The sequence below is a fragment of the Streptomyces sp. NPDC049837 genome, assembly GCF_040674455.1.
In the GTDB taxonomy this organism is placed as follows: Bacteria; Actinomycetota; Actinomycetes; order Streptomycetales; family Streptomycetaceae; genus Streptomyces.
This window is the reverse complement of record NZ_JBFAMP010000001.1, coordinates 121,566-139,017: the sequence shown is the minus strand read 5'-3', so window position 1 is coordinate 139,017 and position 17,452 is coordinate 121,566. Positions and strand designations below refer to the sequence as shown.

The 17,452-nt window shown below is 73.5% G+C and carries 19 protein-coding genes; 10 read left to right on the top strand and 9 right to left on the bottom strand.

The window, feature by feature from the left end:
* Positions 1 to 183: 183 nt before the first annotated feature.
* From AB0J57_RS00705 to AB0J57_RS00695, 3 genes are all read left to right on the top strand, one after another.
* A complete protein-coding gene (locus AB0J57_RS00705) occupies positions 184 to 1,296 on the top strand; it encodes a hypothetical protein (protein WP_366125727.1) in 1,113 nt (370 codons plus the stop codon).
* A gap of 9 nt (positions 1,297 to 1,305) precedes the next feature.
* The gene (locus tag AB0J57_RS00700; protein WP_366125726.1) at positions 1,306 to 1,794 is read left to right on the top strand and encodes a GNAT family N-acetyltransferase; all 489 of its coding nucleotides are present in this window, start codon (positions 1,306 to 1,308) and stop codon (positions 1,792 to 1,794) included.
* A gap of 656 nt (positions 1,795 to 2,450) precedes the next feature.
* On the top strand, positions 2,451 to 2,855 hold the full coding sequence (locus tag AB0J57_RS00695) for a hypothetical protein (protein ID WP_366125725.1): 405 nt from the start codon (positions 2,451 to 2,453) through the stop codon (positions 2,853 to 2,855).
* Here the strand turns inward: AB0J57_RS00695 and AB0J57_RS00690 are convergent.
* The gene (locus tag AB0J57_RS00690; protein WP_366125724.1) at positions 2,839 to 3,243 is read right to left on the bottom strand and encodes a helix-turn-helix transcriptional regulator; all 405 of its coding nucleotides are present in this window, start codon (positions 3,241 to 3,243) and stop codon (positions 2,839 to 2,841) included. The two genes, AB0J57_RS00695 and AB0J57_RS00690, sit on opposite strands and share 17 nt — an antisense overlap.
* Before the next feature lie 90 nt (positions 3,244 to 3,333).
* Between AB0J57_RS00690 and AB0J57_RS00685 the strand changes: the two genes are divergently transcribed.
* The 3 genes from AB0J57_RS00685 to AB0J57_RS00675 all read left to right on the top strand — a co-directional run bounded on the left by AB0J57_RS00685 (position 3,334) and on the right by AB0J57_RS00675 (position 5,920).
* On the top strand, positions 3,334 to 3,672 hold the full coding sequence (locus AB0J57_RS00685; protein ID WP_366125723.1) for a glyoxalase superfamily protein: 339 nt from the start codon (positions 3,334 to 3,336) through the stop codon (positions 3,670 to 3,672).
* A 13-nt stretch (positions 3,673 to 3,685) separates the two neighbouring features.
* Positions 3,686 to 4,267: a hypothetical protein gene (locus AB0J57_RS00680; RefSeq protein WP_366125722.1), complete on the top strand. Its 582-nt coding sequence runs from the start codon at positions 3,686 to 3,688 to the stop codon at positions 4,265 to 4,267.
* Positions 4,268 to 4,438: 171 nt separating this feature from the next.
* Positions 4,439 to 5,920, top strand: a complete 1,482-nt coding sequence (locus tag AB0J57_RS00675) for an MFS transporter (protein ID WP_366126426.1) — start codon at positions 4,439 to 4,441, stop codon at positions 5,918 to 5,920.
* Between the two features lie 21 nt (positions 5,921 to 5,941).
* Here AB0J57_RS00675 and AB0J57_RS00670 read toward each other — a convergent pair whose 3' ends face one another.
* The gene (locus tag AB0J57_RS00670) at positions 5,942 to 6,394 is read right to left on the bottom strand and encodes a hypothetical protein (protein WP_366125721.1); all 453 of its coding nucleotides are present in this window, start codon (positions 6,392 to 6,394) and stop codon (positions 5,942 to 5,944) included.
* Positions 6,395 to 6,532: 138 nt separating this feature from the next.
* Here AB0J57_RS00670 and AB0J57_RS00665 point away from each other — a divergent pair, with 138 nt between their 5' ends.
* Positions 6,533 to 7,708, top strand: coding sequence for an aminotransferase class I/II-fold pyridoxal phosphate-dependent enzyme (locus tag AB0J57_RS00665; protein WP_366125720.1), 1,176 nt, complete (start codon positions 6,533 to 6,535; stop codon positions 7,706 to 7,708).
* Positions 7,709 to 7,728: 20 nt separating this feature from the next.
* Here the strand turns inward: AB0J57_RS00665 and AB0J57_RS00660 are convergent, their stop codons facing one another.
* The 4 genes from AB0J57_RS00660 to AB0J57_RS00645 all read right to left on the bottom strand — a co-directional run bounded on the left by AB0J57_RS00660 (position 7,729) and on the right by AB0J57_RS00645 (position 13,109).
* Entirely contained in the window at positions 7,729 to 9,525 is a 1,797-nt protein-coding gene (locus tag AB0J57_RS00660; protein ID WP_366125719.1) for a transglycosylase domain-containing protein, read from the bottom strand.
* Positions 9,526 to 9,717: 192 nt separating this feature from the next.
* On the bottom strand, positions 9,718 to 9,978 hold the full coding sequence (locus AB0J57_RS00655; protein WP_366125718.1) for a hypothetical protein: 261 nt from the start codon (positions 9,976 to 9,978) through the stop codon (positions 9,718 to 9,720).
* A 112-nt stretch (positions 9,979 to 10,090) separates the two neighbouring features.
* A complete protein-coding gene (locus AB0J57_RS00650) occupies positions 10,091 to 12,310 on the bottom strand; it encodes a glycosyl hydrolase (RefSeq protein ID WP_366125717.1) in 2,220 nt (739 codons plus the stop codon).
* A gap of 163 nt (positions 12,311 to 12,473) precedes the next feature.
* A complete protein-coding gene (locus tag AB0J57_RS00645) occupies positions 12,474 to 13,109 on the bottom strand; it encodes a maleylpyruvate isomerase family mycothiol-dependent enzyme (protein ID WP_366125716.1) in 636 nt (211 codons plus the stop codon).
* 71 nt (positions 13,110 to 13,180) lie between these two features.
* Here AB0J57_RS00645 and AB0J57_RS00640 point away from each other — a divergent pair, with 71 nt between their 5' ends.
* The gene (locus AB0J57_RS00640; RefSeq protein WP_366125715.1) at positions 13,181 to 14,083 is read left to right on the top strand and encodes a LysR substrate-binding domain-containing protein; all 903 of its coding nucleotides are present in this window, start codon (positions 13,181 to 13,183) and stop codon (positions 14,081 to 14,083) included.
* Positions 14,084 to 14,136: 53 nt separating this feature from the next.
* Here AB0J57_RS00640 and AB0J57_RS00635 read toward each other — a convergent pair whose 3' ends face one another.
* Entirely contained in the window at positions 14,137 to 15,108 is a 972-nt protein-coding gene (locus tag AB0J57_RS00635) for a WYL domain-containing protein (RefSeq protein WP_366125714.1), read from the bottom strand.
* 106 nt (positions 15,109 to 15,214) lie between these two features.
* Here AB0J57_RS00635 and AB0J57_RS00630 point away from each other — a divergent pair, with 106 nt between their 5' ends.
* Together AB0J57_RS00630 and AB0J57_RS00625 are read left to right on the top strand one after the other, a co-directional pair.
* The gene (locus tag AB0J57_RS00630; protein WP_366125713.1) at positions 15,215 to 15,622 is read left to right on the top strand and encodes a DUF3224 domain-containing protein; all 408 of its coding nucleotides are present in this window, start codon (positions 15,215 to 15,217) and stop codon (positions 15,620 to 15,622) included.
* Positions 15,623 to 15,695: 73 nt separating this feature from the next.
* Positions 15,696 to 16,163: a hypothetical protein gene (locus AB0J57_RS00625; protein ID WP_366125712.1), complete on the top strand. Its 468-nt coding sequence runs from the start codon at positions 15,696 to 15,698 to the stop codon at positions 16,161 to 16,163.
* Positions 16,164 to 16,259: 96 nt separating this feature from the next.
* Here the strand turns inward: AB0J57_RS00625 and AB0J57_RS00620 are convergent, their stop codons facing one another.
* Together AB0J57_RS00620 and AB0J57_RS00615 are read right to left on the bottom strand one after the other, a co-directional pair.
* Positions 16,260 to 16,724 carry an SRPBCC family protein gene (locus tag AB0J57_RS00620; protein ID WP_366125711.1) on the bottom strand — a complete coding sequence of 155 codons (465 nt, stop codon included), beginning with the start codon at positions 16,722 to 16,724 and terminating at the stop codon, positions 16,260 to 16,262.
* Between the two features lie 215 nt (positions 16,725 to 16,939).
* A complete protein-coding gene (locus tag AB0J57_RS00615; RefSeq protein WP_366125710.1) occupies positions 16,940 to 17,398 on the bottom strand; it encodes a hypothetical protein in 459 nt (152 codons plus the stop codon).
* Between the last annotated feature and the right edge of the window lie 54 nt (positions 17,399 to 17,452).

The following is a 17,452-nucleotide window of genomic DNA, read 5'->3' as shown; positions in this document are numbered from 1 at the left end:
AGGCCCGGAAGGCCCGAAGGCCGGGGAGGCCGGGGAGGGGGCCTGCCTCCGTATGCCCGCACACGTGCGGGTGATCCGCCCCGCCCCACGCGCGCGTGCCCGGGCCCGCACGGGGACGGCTACCGGGAGGGCGCCGCTCCGGCGCCCCGGAACGAACGGCCGCGACCCGGGAGGGAGCACCGTATGACCGGCGGATCCGACGGCCGCGCAGTCCTGGCGTGGGGCGCCAACCACTGCGGTCAGCTCGGCGACGGCACACGCGGCGAACGCCCGTCGCCGGTGACCCTCCGCGGCACAGGGGACGACGTCGTCGCCGTCGCGGCCGGCTCCCACCACACGCTGGCGCTCACCCGCCACGGAACCGTCCTGGCGTGGGGCGCCAACCACTACGGGCAGCTCGGCGACGGCACCCGGGAGGACCGCCACCGGCCGGTGGCGGTGCGGGGACTGACCGGTGTCACCGCTCTCGCGGCGGGCGGCGGCCACAGCGTCGCCCTGCTGCGGGACGGCACGGTCCGGACCTGGGGCGCCAACGACTGGGGCCAGACCGGCGACGGCACCCGGCACGACCACCACGTGCCGGTCCCCGTGCCCGGCCTGCACGGCGTCGTCGCCATCGCGGCGGGCGGCGGCCACAACCTCGCGCTCCTGGACGACGGCACCGTCCGGACCTGGGGCTCCAACAACCGGGGCCAGCTCGGCGACGGCAGCAAGGACGAACGGCGCACCCCGGTGGCCGTCCGCGACCTCGGGGACGTCACGGCCATCTCCGGCGGGGGCTACTTCAGCGTGGCCCTGCTGCGGGACGGCACGGTACGGGCCTGGGGCACCAACCACTGGTGCCAGCTCGGCGACGGCACCAACGAGGAGCGCCCCACGCCCGTGCCCGTCCGCGCGGTCGACGGCGTGACGTCCCTCCGGGCCGGGTGGCACCACACCCTCGCCGTGCTGGAGGACGGCACCCTGCGCGCGTGGGGCAACAACCACTGCGGGCAACTGGGCCTCGGCCCCGACCACGACCCCACCGGGCCGGTCGCCGTCCCCGGCGTACGGCACGTGGAGCGCGTGACCGCCGGCTACCGCCACAACCTGGCCGTCGTCGCCCCCCAGGGGCCGGGCGGACCGCGACAGTGCCTCGTCTGGGGCCTGACCCCCGACGACCGCCCACCGGCCACGTCCGGCCCCGTGCCCCTGGACCTGACCGGCGGCCACCCCGCGCGCCGCGTCCACTCCCTCGCGGCGGGCTGGGCGCACACCGTGGCCCTCGTAGGCCCCCTGGACCAGGGCGACTTGTAGGCTGCGGGGATGCCTTCCTCGCCGCGCCTGGAAAAGATCACCCCCGACAACGTCGACGCCGCCATCGACCTGAAGATACGCCCCGACCAGGAAGGACTCGTCGCACCGGTCGTACGGTCACTCGCCGAGGCGTACGCACATCCCGACATCGCCTGGCCACGGCTGATCTTCGACGGCGACGAACTCGTCGGCTTCGTCATGGGCTTCTTCGGCGTCCGGTTCAACCCCGACGACCCGGCCGACCGCCACCGCGACGGGATCTGGCGCCTGAACATCGCCGCCGGCCACCAGGGCGCGGGCTACGGCCGCTTCGCGGTGCAGTCCGTGTGCGACGAGATCCGCCGCCGGGGCGGCACCCGCGCGACGGTGACCTGGGTCCCGGGCGACCACGGCCCCGAACGCTTCTACGCCAAGCTCGGCTTCCGCCGCACCGGCGAACTCAGCGGCGACCAGGTCGTCGGCGAACTGGACCTCGCGGGCGGTGGCGGAGAGGCCTGACGTGGACGGCGGTGGGGAAGAGGCGACGATGCCGCACCGCGCCGCCCTGGAGGTGGTCGACGATGGCGCGCCGGGGTACGTGTTGCCGCCCCACGTGGCCCGGCGGCCGCTGGTCGCCTACGAGGCGGAGCCGACCGTGGCCCTCCCGCCGGCCCACCCCTGTCTGCCCGGCGAGGTCAACGCGACGTGGCACCGGCTCGCCGTGGAGCGCGGTGTCGTGGACGACGGCGGCCGGTTCCTCCTGGCCGTCGAGGGTGAGTGGGTGCGGGTCCGGCTGACCGACCGATGGGACCTGGCCGGGGTGTTCTGCGACCGGCCGGGACACGCCGAGTTCATGACGCTCTCCATCGACGGCGAGCGCCTCCTGGGAGCGACGACCGAGGAGTACGACGTCTGGCTGATCGCCGTGGACGGTCTGACGGCGTGGCACGACACGTGGGCCGCGAGGGCGGCCATCGAAACGCCCGAGCAGGCGGACCGCTGCTGGGAGGCATGGCAACGGCTGAAGGGGCGCGTGTGGGAGCTCCGGCGTACAGCCTGGCTGGAGGGCCTGGCCGGCAATCCGGCGGCGCCCGGAACCGTCCTCCGGCGCCTTGCGGACACGGAGGGCGGGATCGTCCCCCCGCGACGCCGCCGATGCGCCGGCGGACCACGACTTGGCGGACCACGAGTCGGCCGACCACGACTTGGCGGACCACGAGTCGGCCGACCACGACCGGGCGGCCCACGACCGGGCGGCCCACGGCCCCGCGTCCGAGCGCCTCAGCCGCCACCCGGACGCGGAGGTCCGCCTCAAGGCCCTGGCCGACCCCGGGCTGCCGCGCGCCGCCCTCGTCCGGCTGACCGACGATCCCGACGGGCGCGTCAGGCGGGCCGCCGCCGGTGACCCCCGGCTGCCCGCCGGCGTGCTGCGCCGCCTGCTGACGGAAACCGGCCTCCGTGTCGCGACCGCGGCAGCCGGCAATCCCGCCCTCCCGGTGCCCGTGATGCACCACCTGCTCGACCTGGCACGGGTGCCCGAGAGCGAGCAGCGGCCCCGCCCCGCTAGGCCGCCAGGCTGAGCTGCGTCTCCCGTGCGCCCGGCCGCGGTGACCCGGCTGCCCTGACCCGCCGGATGCCGATCTCGCTGACGGCGGAGCCGTCGCCCGCCGGTGCGGCTACGCGGCTCGTCGCCGACCGTGCCCGGGGGAGCCGGGCGACACCGGCGAGGCCCTCCTGGGCGAGGGTGAGGAGATCGGCCAGGCCGAGCCCCAGCGCGTGGGCGGCGGCCGCGAGGACCTCGGATGAAGCCTCCTTGCGGCCGCGCTCCAGTTCGGACAGGTACGGCATCGAGATCCGGGCCGCGTCGGCGACATCCTTCAGTGTGCGTTGCTGCGCGAGGCGCTCACGGCGAAGGACGTCACCGACGATGTGCCGCCAGAGGGGCTCTTTGGGTACGTGGTTGTTCACCCCCTCAGACTAGGAGCGCCGGCCCGGCCGGCAATGGCGTTCCGCCCTCGGTGGAATCACCGGTGGCACGCCTCTGCGACGATGGCCCGTATGGACACGGAAGAGGACGTCATTCCCATCCTGCACGTCGGCGACGCCGGCGCGGCGGTCGCCTGGTACGAGCGGCTCGGCTTCTCGCGGCAGTGGGAACACCGCTTCGCCCCGGACCTGCCCGCGTTCGTCGAAGTCGCCCGTGGCGGCGTGCGGTTGTTCCTGTCGGAACACCGGGGCGACGCCCGTCCCGACACGCTGGTGTACCTCCGCGTACGCGATGTCGACGCCCTCGCCGCCGAGTTCGGCGAGCGGCCGGTGGACCAGCCGTGGGCGCGCGAGATCGAGCTGCGCGACCCCGACGGCAACCGCATCCGCGTGGGCACGCCGACGGAGTAGCTCAGGAGACCGCATGGAGCAGCACGTCACGGCCGCGGGCGGCTTCGCGTACGGGGTGATCGGCGCGTCCATCCACGTCTTCGGCGACGGCATGCCGCTGTACGTCCTGGAGAACTGGCGCCCGCCGCCGGTCAACACCCATTGCGCCGCCGCCGACTTCACCGGGCTGCGTACCTGGCGCGACGAGGGCCCGAGGCTCGCCGTGCGGTGGCTGCACGGCGAGGACGGGCCGGGCAGGACACGGCTTGCGGCCCGGTTCGCCCACGAGGCGCTCGCCGACGGGTGGAAGGCCGTCACCGCCGTTCACGGCCACGGTGCCGCCCTGCCGCCCCCGGGCAGCCAGGACCTGCGGCCCGACGGCGCCCGGGGCCTGGCCCTGCTCGTGGACCACGCCGACCGGTGGCCGCTGACCCACCTGACGTGGCTGTTCAGCAACGCCCTGCTGCACCGGCCCGGCCTGCGTACCCGCGTGCTGCTGCTCGCCCGCGGCGCCGACGCCTGGCCGGCCGTACGCGCCGCACTCGCCAACCACCAGGCCGGCACCTCCACGATGGCCCTCGCACCGCTCCCCGACCGCCGCCCGCCGCACACGTGATCGACTGGTCCGGCTCACGCCCCGGCCTTACGGTCGAATAGTGAACGAAGCCGTCTACTGACGCTCCGGAACCGTCCGCTGACCCTCCGGTGAGGGATGCGCTCCATGACCAGACCGCAGCCGGCCCCCGTACCGCAGGCCGCCACCCCGGAACGGGGCGGCGGAAACGCGATGGCGCTCCTGGTCATCGCCTCCTGTCAGCTCATGGTGGTGCTCGACATCACCATCGTGAACATCGCTCTGCCGCACATCCAGAGCTCGCTGCACTTCTCGACCACGAACCTCTCCTGGGTGGTCAACGCCTACACGCTCACCTTCGGCGGCCTGCTGCTGCTCGGCGGCCGCGCGGGCGACATCCTCGGCCGCCGCAGGGTGTTCATCTTCGGCGTGCTGCTGTTCGTCTTCGCCTCGCTGCTCGGCGGACTCGCCCAGAACTCCGGACAACTCCTCGCCGCCCGCGCCCTCCAGGGAGTCGGCGGCGCCATCGCCTCCCCGACGTCCCTCGCTCTCATCAGCACGACGTTCAAGGAAGGCCCGGAGCGTAACCGGGCGTTCGGCGTGTTCGCGGCGGTCTCCGCCGGCGGCAGCGCCATCGGGCTGCTCGCGGGCGGCATCCTCGTCGAATGGCTCGACTGGCGCTGGGTGCTGTTCGTCAACGTGCCGATCGGCCTGCTCATCGTCCTCGCAACGCCGAAGTGGATCAAGGAGTCCGAGCGGCACCCGGGCAACTTCGACGTCACCGGAGCGCTGACCTCCACCCTCGGCATGGTCCTGCTGGTCTACGGCTTCATCCGGGCCGCCCAGGACGGCTGGAGCGACCCGCTCACCGTGGCGTCCTTCGGCGTCGCCGTGGTGATCCTCGCGGTGTTCGTCCTCGTGGAGCGGCGCTCCCGGCAGCCCATCACGCCGCTGCACATGTTCGCGGACCGCAACCGCGCGGGCACGTACGCGATCATGCTCAGCCTCGCCGCCGCGATGTTCGGCATGTTCTTCTTCCTGACGCTCTTCGTGCAGAACGTCCTGGACTTCAGCCCGCTCCGAGCGGGCCTGGCGTTCCTGCCGGTCAGCGCCATCATCGCGGTCGGCGCGGGCCTCGCCTCCCAACTCCTGCCACGGTACGGGCCCAAGCCCTTCATGGTGACCGGAGGGCTGCTCGCGGCGGCGGGCCTGGCCTGGCTGACGCTGACCGATGTGCACTCCACCTACCTCGGCAGCGTGCTGGGGCCGATGCTCGTCTTCGGCCTGGGCATGGGGATGGAGTTCGTCTCGCTCACCCTCATGGCGCTGTCCAACGTTCCCACCCATGAGACGGGCGCCGCGTCCGGCCTCCTCAACGCCACCCAGCAGGTCGGCGGCTCGCTCGGACTGTCCATCCTGGTCACGATGTTCGGCACGGCCAGCGCCAACGAGGCGGAGAAGCAGGTGCCCGCCTTCCTCTCCCAGGCCAACCCGGCCGAGCGCCTGCGGTTCCAGCAGACCGGAGAGCTCCCGCCGCCCTGGGCCGACCACATCCTGACGTCCGGCGTCTCCTCGGCGTTCATCGTGGCGGCGATCTTCACCGCCGTCGCGGCCCTCATCGCCCTGCTGGTCATCCAGGTGCGCCCCTCCGACATCGAGCGCCTCAAGGGCGGGATGGGCCCGCCGGGGGGCTGACCGGCAGGGGCCGGAAGGAACTCAACGCCCGTACATCTCCTGGCACAGCGCGGTGAGGGAGGGGTCGGTCACCCCCTGCGACGCACGGCACACGTCGTCCATGCCGTACGAGGGCGGAGGCACGGCCGGGACACGCACGGCCGGCGGCTTCGGTCGCGGCCGTGGGCGCGGCCGCTCCGGCGCCGGTGCGCGGCGAGTGGGCGCGCCCGCCTCCGCACGCTCGCGTGCCGGCGGCCGGTCGGTACGGCGCTCCTGCCGCACCGGCGCGCGGGGCGGCCCGAGGCGCGGCCCCGGAAGCGGCCCGATCGTCGCGAGCGCCTCACGGGCCGGGGGTTCGGGCGGACGCGGCCAGTGGACGGGAGAGGGCGCCGGATCGCCCGCCGGCGCCCACTGCCTGGGCTCGGGCGCGGGGACCGTGCGCGGTACGGACACGCATCCAGTGGCACCGAGGAGGACGGCGAGAGCGAAGGGCACGATCCGGCGCATCCCTCCACCCTCCCGCAGTCCGCGCCGGCCGGCGGCGCCGCACGGAGCGGACCACCGGCACGAGTGACCCGGCGGAATCGCCGTGCGCCGCCTGGAATCGCCCTCCGCCGCCTAGAATCGCCGGACATGGAGCAGACACCGCACGGCTCACCCGATGACCCGAACCCGCTGCGGCGGCTCTCCCTGGAGCAGTTGCGCCGCCGTACCAGTATCAAGTGGCGCGAGTACCCCGAAGACGTGCTGCCCCTGTGGGTGGCCGAGATGGACGTTCCCCTGGCGGAGCCCGTGGCACGGGCGCTCAACCACGCCGTCGCCATCGGCGACACCGGTTACCCCGCCGGTACGGGCTACGCCGAGGCGCTGGCGTCGTTCGCGAGCGAGCGGTGGGGCTGGGACGGGCTCGCGGTGGACCGCACCCGGCTCGTGCCGGACGTGATGCTGGGCATCGTCGAGGTGCTCAAGCTGATCACCGGCCCCGGCGACGCGGTCGTGGTCAACTGCCCCGTCTACAACCCGTTCTACCTGTTCGTGGAGCACATGGACCGCCGGGTCGTGGAGGCGCCGCTCGACGCCCGGGCGCGGATCGACCACGTCGCGCTGGAGGAGGCGTTCCGGCAGGCCGCCGCGGGCGGGCGCCGCGCGGCGTACCTGATGTGCAGCCCGCACAATCCCACCGGCACCGTCCACACCGCCCGCGAACTGGCCGCCGTGGCGGAGCTCGCCGCCCGCTACGGCGTACGCGTCGTCGCCGACGAGATCCACGCCCCGGTCGTCTCCCGCACCGCGCGGTTCGTGCCGTACCTGAGCGTGCCGGGCGCCGAGAGCGGCTTCTCGCTGATGTCCGCCTCGAAGGCCTGGAACCTGGCCGGTCTCAAGGCCGCGCTCGCGATCGCCGGACCGGCCGCCGCCGACGACCTCGCGGCGATGCCGCCCGAGGTCGGCCACGGGCCCAGCCACCTCGGCGTCATCGCGCACACGGCCGCCCTCAGGGACGGCGGGGACTGGCTCGACGCCGTACTGGACGGGCTGGACGACAACCGGCGGCTCCTGGCCGACCTGCTGGCCAAGCACCTGCCCGCCGTGCGCCATGTGCCCGGCGAGGGCACCTACCTGGCCTGGCTGGACTTCCGGGCGCTCGGCCTCGGCGACGACCCGGCCGCCGTCCTCGTCAAGCGCGCCCGCGTGGCGCTCCACAACGGCCCGCCCTTCGGGACCGGCGGCGCCGGCCACGCCCGCCTCAACCTCGCCACCTCGCCCGAGGTGCTCACCGAGGCGGTACGGCGCATGGCCGACGCCGTCTGAGGCGATGATCCGCCGATCCGCTACTCGGTCGCGCGTGACGCGTGCGGGCCGGTCATGTACGCCGACCACACCCGCAGCGGCAGGAAATCGGCCCGGTCGGACGTGCTCCCGCCCACCCCGGTCATGGGCAGCAGCCCGTCCCCGCCGGGCCTGCTGCGGAACACCGTGACAGCGGTGGACAGCTCGCCGGTGTAGCCGACGAACCAGGACGCGGGGAACCGGTCCCCGTCCGCGGTGCGCCCGGCGGCGACCGGGGAGAGGGTACGGATGGCGTCCGGGGCCATGGCGTCCACGGCCACGTCCCGCAGCGCCTCCGAGACGTCACGGGCCACCTCCGCGTCCACCGCCTGCCGGGCGGCGGGCCGTTCCAGACCCTCCAGGGGCGTGCCCAGGTGGCTGACGGCGGTGACGGAGTACGGGTCGGTCCGCCGGCCGTCGGCGGCGAACGTGGCGTACGCGCCGGCCATCCTGATCGCGCTCGGCGTCGACGTGCCGGCGGAGAACGACGGCTCCAGCGGAGCCATGCTCAGCGGCAGCAGGCCCGAACCGACCGCGAGGTCGCGCACCTTCTCCAGCCCGACCGCCTCACCGAGCCGGCTGAAGACACCACTGTCCCCCCGGACCAGCGCCTGACGCAGGGCCAACGGCGCGCCGCCGTCGCCGAGACCGTCATCGGAACCGTCGCCGGAGCCGCCGGAACCGGCCCCGTGCTGGAGCGCCGCCGCGAGGACGAAGGGCGTGAACGCCGAACCCACCGGCACACCGGCCGTGTCGGCGTTGTTGGTGAAGTGCCTGGTCGCGTCGGACCCCCCGTACAGCGCCAGCACCGCCCCGTCGCCCGGGCGGATCGACGCGGCGCCGATCTCCACCTCCCGGTCGGCGATCCGGCGCGCCGGGTCGAGGGACGCCTGGCGTACCTCCTCCACCGTCGTGCGCAGCCGCTCCACCTCCCGCCGGTCGAAGGTGGTGCGGATGCGGTAACCGCCGCGCCCCAGTTGTTCGGTCGTCAGGCCGGTGCGGTTCTTGATGTCCTTGTTCGCCACGTCGACCAGGTAGCCGATCTGTCCGGACATGCTGGTGGACACCGACTCCGGCCGGGGCTCCGGGAAGACGGTGTACTTGGCCCGCTCCTGCTTGGACATGTACCCGAGCTCCACCTGCCGGTCCAGGACGTAACGCCACCGCTCGACGGCCCGGCGGTGGTGGGCCTCGCTCAGCGAGGGGTCGTACAGCTCACCGCCCTTGAGCAGCGCGGCCAGCAGCGCGCTGCGGGCGGGATCGAGGTCCTTGGCGTCCATGCCGTAGTACGCCACGGCCGCCGCCTGCACCCCGTAGGCGTTGCGTCCGAACCAGCTCGTGTTGAGGTACCCCTGGAGGATCTCCTGCTTGGACAGCGACCTCGACAGCTTGACCGACAGGCACAGTTCGCGCAGCTTGCGCTCCAGCGTCTGGTCAGGGGTGAGGTACGTGTTCTTCACGTACTGCTGCGTGATGGTGGAGCCGCTCTGGACCTCCTGGCCGCGCGCCATGTTCACCACGGCCCTGGCCAGCCCGCGTACCGAGAAGCCGGGGTCGGTGTAGAAGGTGGCGTTCTCGGTGGCGATCACGGCGTTCTGGAGGGACGGCGGGATGTCGGACAGGGGGACGTTCTGCCGGTTGACCTGCCCGACGCTCACCATCTGGGTGCCGTCGGCCCAGTAGTAGACATTGGCCTCGGCCCGCGCGTCGGCGTTGACGTCCGCGATCTGCACCGTGGAGTACACGTACCCCACCAGCGCGGCGAGCGCGGCCAGGCCGAACAGCGCCAGACCGAGCACCTGGCGCCACGACGGGACCCACCGGAGGACGCCCCGGCGGCCCCGACGCGGGTAATCGACGCGGAACCGGCGGCCTTTACAGCGACGCGGCACGGCTCATCGCCCCCCTTTCCTCAGGTGACTTGCTGTCCCCTACTACGGGACGTGACAGCCACCTGTTCAGGCGGGCGCGGGGGAGGGGGCCGGGGTCGCTCAGCCGCCGATCGGCAGGCCCCCCGGAAGGCCCGCCGGAAGGCCGCCGAGGAGGGCGCCGCCGACCGGCAGCGGGGAGGCCTGCCCCGGGGAGTCGGGGGACGTGCTGAGCGGTCCCGTGCTGTTGAGGTCGGTCACGACGGGCGCACCGACGGCGGCGGGCGGCTGCTCCGCGGCCATGGCCGGAGCGGCGGCGGCGACGCTCGCACCCGCGACCGAGGCGCATACGGCGATCAGACGGGTGCGGGGGTGACGGGACATGTGGTGCTCCTGAGGTGTGAGGGGGAATTGGCCGAATTCAGCGGCCGGAATGTGCAACGAACCGGGCGGGCCGACGACACGGCCCGCCCGCTTCCGTCCCCTCGCCACCGCGTCAGGGCGTGGTCAGCTCGTAGAACCCCCTCCCGAACGTCGCCGCGACCAGGCGGCGGTGGCCGGCGTCGTACTCGATGTCGTCCACCGGGACCGCGGGCATGCCCCGGCCGAGGCGGAACCACTGCCGCCCACCCGATACGGAGCTGAAGACCCCCTGGTCCGTGCCCACGTACAGCAGGTGGCCGCGCCCGATGACGAGGTCGTTGACGGGGGCGTCGGGGAGGTTGCCGGACAGGTCCTTCCAGCGCTTGCCGCCGTCCGTGCTGCCGTACACATGGGCGAGCGGCGAACCGGCGCGGTAACCGGAGTGGGTGGTGTAGACCCGGTCGGGGTCGGCCGGGTCGACCACGACCCGGGTCACCCAGGGGCGGCCCTCGGCGAGCTTCGTCCACGTGGTGCCCAGGTCCTTGGTGACCCACACCCGGCCGTCGTCGGTGCCCGCGTACACGGTCCGGCCGTCGCCCGCCGGCGCGATGGAGGTGATCGTCCCGTAGTTGGTGTAGATCGGGTCCGGGCCCGGGCCGCCCGACAGATCCGGGCTGATCGCCCGCCAGGTCACACCGCCGTCCGTGGAGCGGTTGAGCACCTCGGAGCCGTAGTACATGACCTTCGGGTCGCGCGGGTCGAAGACCACGGGCGTGAACCAGTTGCGCCGCTTGAACACCGTCTTGTCGGCGAAGTACGTGAGCGTGTCGCCGCCGTCGGTGGAGCGGAAGCAGTTGCCGTACTGGTAGCAGGCGAACACGGTGTTGACGTCGGTCGGGTCGATGAGGTTCTCCTCGCCGTCCCCGCCGAGGTACTCGTTGAAACGCTCACCGCCCCATGAGCGCAGCGAGCCGTTGTCCTGCGCCCCGCCGGAGATCCGCGACGTGTCCTGCGGGCTGATGGCCACGCTGTAGAGCTGGGTGTACGGCTCGTGGCGGGCCTTGACCCAGCCGCCGTCCCCGTTGGCGTCGGACCGGTAGACGCCACCGTCGTTGCCCAGGTAGACGCGGCCGGGCCGGCGCGGGTCCCAGACCATCGCGTGCTGGTCGACGTGGATGGTCGAATCGTCGTACGTCCACGTGGCGCCCGCGTCCTTCGAGGTCATCAGCGGCACGCCCGCCACGTGCACGTGCCTGGCGTCCTTCGGATCGGCCCACACCTTCCCGAACCACCAGCCGAAGCTCGACTGCGAGCCGGTCAGCTTCTCGTCCGCCGGTGTCCGGCTCCAACTGTCGCCCCCGTCGGTGGAGGTGTAGAAGCCCTCGAAGGGACCGCTGGTCTTGTTGACGATGGCGTAGAGCCGCTCGCCCGCGACCGCCAGACCGATCCGTCCCACGTCCGGGCCGCGCGGGGGCAGGCCGCCGCCGAGCCGCTGCCAGGTCCTCCCGCCGTCGCCGCTGCGGAAGACACCGGAGCCGACGCCGCCGTAGGTGCGCAGCTCCGGCGTACGGCGGTGGTCCCACAGCACGGCGTAGAGCTGCCCGCCCTGGACGAACACCTCGGTGGCGCCGGTGAATTCGTTCTCCCCGGCGAGGACGCGCCGCCAGGTGTCACCGCCGTCGTCGGAGCGGTACACGCCGCGGTCGCCGCCGCCGTTGTAGAGGGAGCCCGCCGCGGCCACGTAGATCCGTCGCGGATCGGCCGGGTCCACCGTGATGGCGCTGATCGCACCGGAGTCGCGCAGCCCGATGGGCCGCCAGTGGGCGCCGCCGTCGGTGCTGCGGTAGAGGCCGGTGCCTTCGTACGTGATGCTGCCGCCGCCCGGGTTGGGCTCGCCGGTCCCGGCGTACAGCGTGCCGTCGGGCCCGGTGGCGATCGCCCCCATCGCCTGCGTCCAGTTGTCCGGCCAGGCGGAGGTGAACGTCTGCCCCGCGTCCGTGCTGCGCCAGACTCCGCCACTGGCGGCGGCGGAGTACACGGTGTCGGCGCGCTTGGGGTCCAGCGCCAGCGAGACGATGCGCCCGCCGATGTTGGTCGGGCCGAGCGGCTTCCAGCGCCCGCCCACGGTGGGCAGTTGGCGTGCCTGCGCGGCGGCGTCCTCGTGGGCGTGGCGTGGAATCGACTGCCCGGGCAGCGTCTTTTGCAGGTACCGGTACTCGGCCGGTGCGGCGGGCCCCCGGACCGGCCGGTACACGTCCGGCGGGCCGGGCGGCGCCGCGGTCGCCACCGGGGCCGCCAGCATGGCGACGCCCACGAGCGGCGCGAGGACCAGGTGGAGCAGACGTCTGCGCATGGACACCCTCTCTTCGGCATGAACATGGCCATCCGTGAGCCGTGCCGACGTTACGAGAGGGACCAGGGCAACAGAAGGGCGAGAGCCGGACTTTGTGCGAGGCCGTCCCTGCCTTGGTGACGGCCGTCCCGGCCTTTGCGACGGCCGCCCGCGCCGGCTGCCCCTACGCGGCGACGAAGCGGCCGGACCGCTCTCCGCGCAGCCGCCCCGGGGGGAGCTTCCGGCCGAAGGCGACCAGCAGCAGATCCTGCGCCGTGCCGTACACCGGCGCCCCCGTGCCGAAGGACCAGTCGAGGTCGTCGGAGCGCAGTTCGACACCGTCGAGGTCCGCTCCGAAGAACTTCACGCCCCGGGGAGTGAGACTCTCCAGGAGCGGCCGGACGCGGGCCTCCGGGACGCGACGGTCGAGGCCGAGCGCGACGGTGATGTCCAGGCCGTGCACCACGTCGTGGCCGAGCGCCGATGTGATCCCGCCGACCGGCGGCGTCCAGGGATGCTCCGCGTTGTCCCTCAGGAACGAGGCCAGTTGGCGCTCGGGGAAGGCCGCCGCGTCCCGGCGGGCGCACCGGTCGGTCATCCGGTGGATACTGCCGCGCGCCTTCACCAGCTCGGCAACCGTGCGGGGGAGCGAGTGGCGGAACCCCATCGACATATGGGCCGCGACCTCCCGTACGCGCCATCCGGCGCACAGCGTCGGCGCGTCCCACGCCGCGGCGGGAAGGGCGTCCAACAGGTCGGCCAGCTCACGGCGTTCGGCCGCGATCCCGGTCCGGATGAGACGGCGGGTGGTGATCTCCATGACGTCCAGGGTTGCCCGGGGGCGGGCATAAGTCCAAGAGAGGGTTCTTCTGGGATCTAGAATCGGTGGTTATGGATCTCCGGCAACTGCGGTACTTCGTCACTGTGGTGGAGGAGGCCAACTTCACCCGCGCCGCCGCCCGTCTTCACCTGGCGCAGCCGGGGGTGAGCGCCCAGATCCGCCAACTGGAACGGGAACTGGGCCAGCCGCTGCTGGACCGCTCCGGCCGGGCGGTGACGCTCACGGAGGTGGGCGAGGCCGTGCTGCCCTACGCGCGGGCCGCGCTCGCCGCCGCCGAAGGGGTGCGCAGGACCGTGGACGAGTTCACCGGCCTGCTCCGCGGTCAGGTCAGGGTGGGCCTCGTCTCGGGCGCCGCCACCCACGAGTTCGACGTGGCCGCCGTGCTGGCCGACTTCCACGACGCCCACCCGGACGTCGAGATCTCCCTCACAGAGGACACCTCGCAGCGGATGCTCGCCGCGCTGCACCGGGGCGAACTCGACATCGCCCTGCTCGGCATCGCGGACGACCAGCCCCCACCCGGCACCTCCGCCCAGATCGTGGTCGACGAACCGCTGGTCGCCGCCGTCGCACCCGGCGACCCCCTGCTCGGCCACCCGGACCGCACGAGCGTCCCGCTCACCGCGCTCCGCGACCGCCCGCTGATCAGCCTGCCGCGCGGCACCGGCCTGCGCGGCGTACTCGACGGCGCGTGCGCGGCGGCGGGCTTCCAGCCCCGTATCGCCTTCGAGGCGGCCGCCCCGTACCTCCTGGCCCAACTCGCCGGGCGCGGCCTCGGCGTGGCCGTCCTCCCACGCCTCCCGGCCGACATGGCGTCAGCCCTCGGGCTGCGCACCCTCCCCATCACCGACCCGCCCCTGCGCGGGCGGGTCGCCCTGACCTGGCGCACCCCCGGCCCGGCGAGCCCCGCCGCCAGGGCCCTCCTGGGCCGGCTGCGCGAAGCCCTCGCCTGAGAGGCCGGCGGGTCGGCAGCCATGATCGGCCGACCCGCTGACCCCCGACCCGCCTATGTGCCCTCCGCGTACCGGCCGGCCAGGACGGCGACGGCCTCCGCGACCGCACGGCGCAGCTCCGGCGGACCGAGCACCTCCGCCTCCGTGCCGAGCGCGAGCAGGTCACCGACCGCCACGGCCTCCGCCTCGACGGGCATCTCCACCCGCACCCAGCCCTCCTCGTCCGGCGCGCCCGCGCCGTCGAGCGCCCGTACGCCCACCGCACCGAAGCGCATGGGCAGCAGCCGCTGCGCCCGGGGCGAGATCCGCAGCAGCGCCGTACCCCGGTGGAGCGCGGCCTCCAGTCGCCGGGACGACTCCTCCCAGTAGGCGGCCAGCACGAACCCGTCCGGCCGTTCGAAGGTCTCACCCGTCGCCTCCACGGCCAGGAACCGCGAGATCCGGTACGTCCGCACGGTCTCGTCCGCCGTCGCCACCAGGTACCAGATGCCGCCCTTGAGGACGATGCCGAGCGGGCGCAGCTCCCGGTGCACCTCACCGCCCCAGCGCCGGTAGTGCGCGCGCAGTACCCGCTGCTCCCACACCGCCCGCGCGATCGCCTCCAGATACGGAACCGGGTCCGCGTCCCGGAACCAGGCCGGCGCGTCCAGATGGAACCGGTCCTGAACGCGCCGCGCCTGCTCCGCCAGTTCGGCCGGCAGGGCGGCCTCCAGCTTCAGCCGGGCGGTCGCCAGCACCGCGCCCAGGCCCAGATCGCGCGCCGGACCGGGCACCCCGGTGAGGAACAGCGAGGTCGCCTCGGCGTCCGTGAGCCCGGTCAGCCGGGTCCGGTACCCGTCCATCAGCCGGTACCCGCCGTCGGGCCCCCGCTCGGCGCGGACCGGGACGCCCGCCGCGCCGAGCGCCTCGATGTCCCGGTACACCGTGCGGACCGACACCTCCAGCTCATCGGCGAGCTCCGGAGCGGTCATCCGCCCACGGTTCTGGAGGAGCAGCAACAGGGACAGAAGCCGGTCGGCACGCATGGGCCCCATTGTCGCGCCGTACCTGACAGGAGGTGTCAGGTACGGCGCCCAGACTGATCACACCGCACGGGCGACAGGCCCGCGCGGCACCGACGGGAGGAGACCCATGCCCACGCGCACGACCGGCCGCTTCACCTTCGCCGACTGGCAGGAACGCACGCTCGGGACCGGCGGGACGAGCCCGAAACTGGCCCACGCCTCGGTCACCAACAGCTTCACGGGCGGCATCGAGGCGCCCGGCACCCTCTGCGAGTACACGATCGCCTACCTCACCGACAAGACCGGTACGTTCGCCGGCATGGAACTGCTGGCCGGCCGGCTCGACGGCCGCGAGGGCGCCTTCGTCGTCGAGGAGCGGGGCTCGTTCGAGGCGGACGGCACCGTGCACTGCGCCTTCGAGGTGGTGCCCGGATCGGGCACCGGAGATCTGACCGGACTGCGCGGGACCGGCCGCTTCACGGCCAGGCACGGCGAACCGTCCGTCCCGTACACCTTCGACTACGAGCTGGGATGACGAGCGTTGACCTGATCTTCGGCGCCGCCGTAGGGTGAAGGACCCCATCACGCCAATCGCACCTGGGCGTCCCATGGTCCTTGAACCGCGTGTCCGCCGCCGGGCCGCCGTCTTCGCCGGCTCGGCCCTGCTGTCCACGAGCCTCGCTTTCACGCTGTCGGCGTGCGGCTCCTCCGCCGAGCCTCCGGCGGGCCGACAGGCCGGGCAGCCGGCCCTGGAGCTCACGAGCGCCTCGATCGCCGACGCGGTGGAGGCCCAGGCGACGGCCCTGGTCACGGCAGCCGACAAGGCCGACAAGAGGCCGATCAAGCCGGACACGGCGGACAAGGGTGTGTGCACCACGGACCCGGCCGACCGGGCGGCGTGCCGTAACCCGAGTGGCAAGATCGACCCCAACGGGGGAGACCTGGACGGCGACGGTGTCTTCGAGCCCCACGAGCCCGTCGGCCCCGCCTACAAGGACCCGCGCGCCTACGACGGCGGCAAGACGTCCGGGGAGACGCAGTGCGAGTGGCTGCGCTCCCGGGGCCTCGCCTGCTGAGCACGCCGGGCGCACACCGGTGGCCGGTACGGCACGGAGCCGCCGCGTCCGTGCCGTACCGGCGCACCGCCCCGGTCACCCGGGGTCACCCTGCGGTCAGCGGTCGCCCGGCTTGATGCGGCCGCGCCAGCCGCCGGACTCGCCGCCCTGGCGCTCGATGAAGTTCTTGAACCGCCGCATGTCGCCCTTCACACGCCGGTCGATCGTGCCGGTGACGTCGGCGGCCTTCTCGGCCATGCCGCTGGGCTCGACGTCCATCACCAGCTCCACGCGCGTGTGCGTGTCGTCCAGGCGCTGGAAGCTGACCACGCCCTTCTGCTGCGTGTCGCCGCTGATCGTCCTCCACGCGATCCGCTCGTCGGGAAGCTGATCGACGATCTCGGTGTCGAACTCCCGCTGCACCCCACCGATCTTGGTCTTCCAGTGGTTGTGGCGGTCATCGACCTGGACGACCTCTTCGACGCCCTCCATGAAGTTCGGGAACTCCTCGAACATCGTCCACTGGTTGTACGCGGTGTGGATGGGGACCTCGACCTCGACGGCTTCCTTTACCGTGCTCATCAGCGCCTCCTCGTTCCGGTCTGCGGCGCGGCGGGGACCCGCCGCGCACGTCGGCCGGTGGTGCGGGTACCCGCCCACGTGGATCTATGCGTGCCGGATGCCCTCCTCGACGTAGCCCCTCCCCGACGCAGCCCCTCGGCGCCGGACCGGCGCGTGACGGTGCCCCGCCCTCGTGCCTCTGGAGGGCGGGGCACCGTCATACCCCCGTCGGTGGATCAGCCCAGGACGTTCTTGAGCAGCACCCTCACGTCGTGTCCGTTGTGCCAGCCCGTGTCCACGAGGGGGCCGTGGCTCGCGGTGCCCCGGACGTAGTACATGTGCCAGGTCCGGTACCACCGGCCGCCCAGGTTCGATCCCGTGGCCGTGTACACCTGGGCGACCTCGCCGTCCCGCGCGTCGTCCGGGACGTAGAGCTGGGCCTTGGTCTGGGTGTGCGGCCCGGTGCGGCGGTCGCACTCGCGGAACTTGACCCCCGTGTCGTCCTCGCCCGCCTGGAGCGTCCGCCACGCCGTGCACGCCGTGGCCGTGCCCACGGGGACGCCCGGCACGGGGACGCCCGGCACCGGGACGTCCGACGGGGCGGCGGCCGCCACCGGCGCCAGGACGGCCATGGCCGCCGCGGCGAGCGCCACCGCTCCCGGTGCCACGCGCCCGATCACCTCGCGTACGTTCATGTCCTGCTTCCCCCTTGCGGTGACCACGGGCCCGGTCCCCCCGTTGGGTCCCCC

Excerpts from the sequence above, each read along its gene's own strand:
- AB0J57_RS00705 (WP_366125727.1), top strand. The coding sequence starts at position 184 with ATGACCGGCGGATCCGACGGCCGCGCAGTCCTGGCGTGGGGCGCCAAC.
- AB0J57_RS00700 (WP_366125726.1), top strand. The coding sequence starts at position 1,306 with ATGCCTTCCTCGCCGCGCCTGGAAAAGATCACCCCCGACAACGTCGAC.
- AB0J57_RS00685 (WP_366125723.1), top strand. The coding sequence starts at position 3,334 with ATGGACACGGAAGAGGACGTCATTCCCATCCTGCACGTCGGCGACGCC.
- AB0J57_RS00680 (WP_366125722.1), top strand. The coding sequence starts at position 3,686 with ATGGAGCAGCACGTCACGGCCGCGGGCGGCTTCGCGTACGGGGTGATC.
- AB0J57_RS00675 (WP_366126426.1), top strand. The coding sequence starts at position 4,439 with ATGGCGCTCCTGGTCATCGCCTCCTGTCAGCTCATGGTGGTGCTCGAC.
- AB0J57_RS00665 (WP_366125720.1), top strand. The coding sequence starts at position 6,533 with ATGGAGCAGACACCGCACGGCTCACCCGATGACCCGAACCCGCTGCGG.
- AB0J57_RS00655 (WP_366125718.1), bottom strand. The coding sequence starts at position 9,978 with ATGTCCCGTCACCCCCGCACCCGTCTGATCGCCGTATGCGCCTCGGTC.
- AB0J57_RS00650 (WP_366125717.1), bottom strand. The coding sequence starts at position 12,310 with ATGCGCAGACGTCTGCTCCACCTGGTCCTCGCGCCGCTCGTGGGCGTC.
- AB0J57_RS00645 (WP_366125716.1), bottom strand. The coding sequence starts at position 13,109 with ATGGAGATCACCACCCGCCGTCTCATCCGGACCGGGATCGCGGCCGAA.
- AB0J57_RS00640 (WP_366125715.1), top strand. The coding sequence starts at position 13,181 with ATGGATCTCCGGCAACTGCGGTACTTCGTCACTGTGGTGGAGGAGGCC.
- AB0J57_RS00635 (WP_366125714.1), bottom strand. The coding sequence starts at position 15,108 with ATGCGTGCCGACCGGCTTCTGTCCCTGTTGCTGCTCCTCCAGAACCGT.
- AB0J57_RS00630 (WP_366125713.1), top strand. The coding sequence starts at position 15,215 with ATGCCCACGCGCACGACCGGCCGCTTCACCTTCGCCGACTGGCAGGAA.
- AB0J57_RS00625 (WP_366125712.1), top strand. The coding sequence starts at position 15,696 with ATGGTCCTTGAACCGCGTGTCCGCCGCCGGGCCGCCGTCTTCGCCGGC.
- AB0J57_RS00620 (WP_366125711.1), bottom strand. The coding sequence starts at position 16,724 with ATGAGCACGGTAAAGGAAGCCGTCGAGGTCGAGGTCCCCATCCACACC.
- AB0J57_RS00615 (WP_366125710.1), bottom strand. The coding sequence starts at position 17,398 with ATGAACGTACGCGAGGTGATCGGGCGCGTGGCACCGGGAGCGGTGGCG.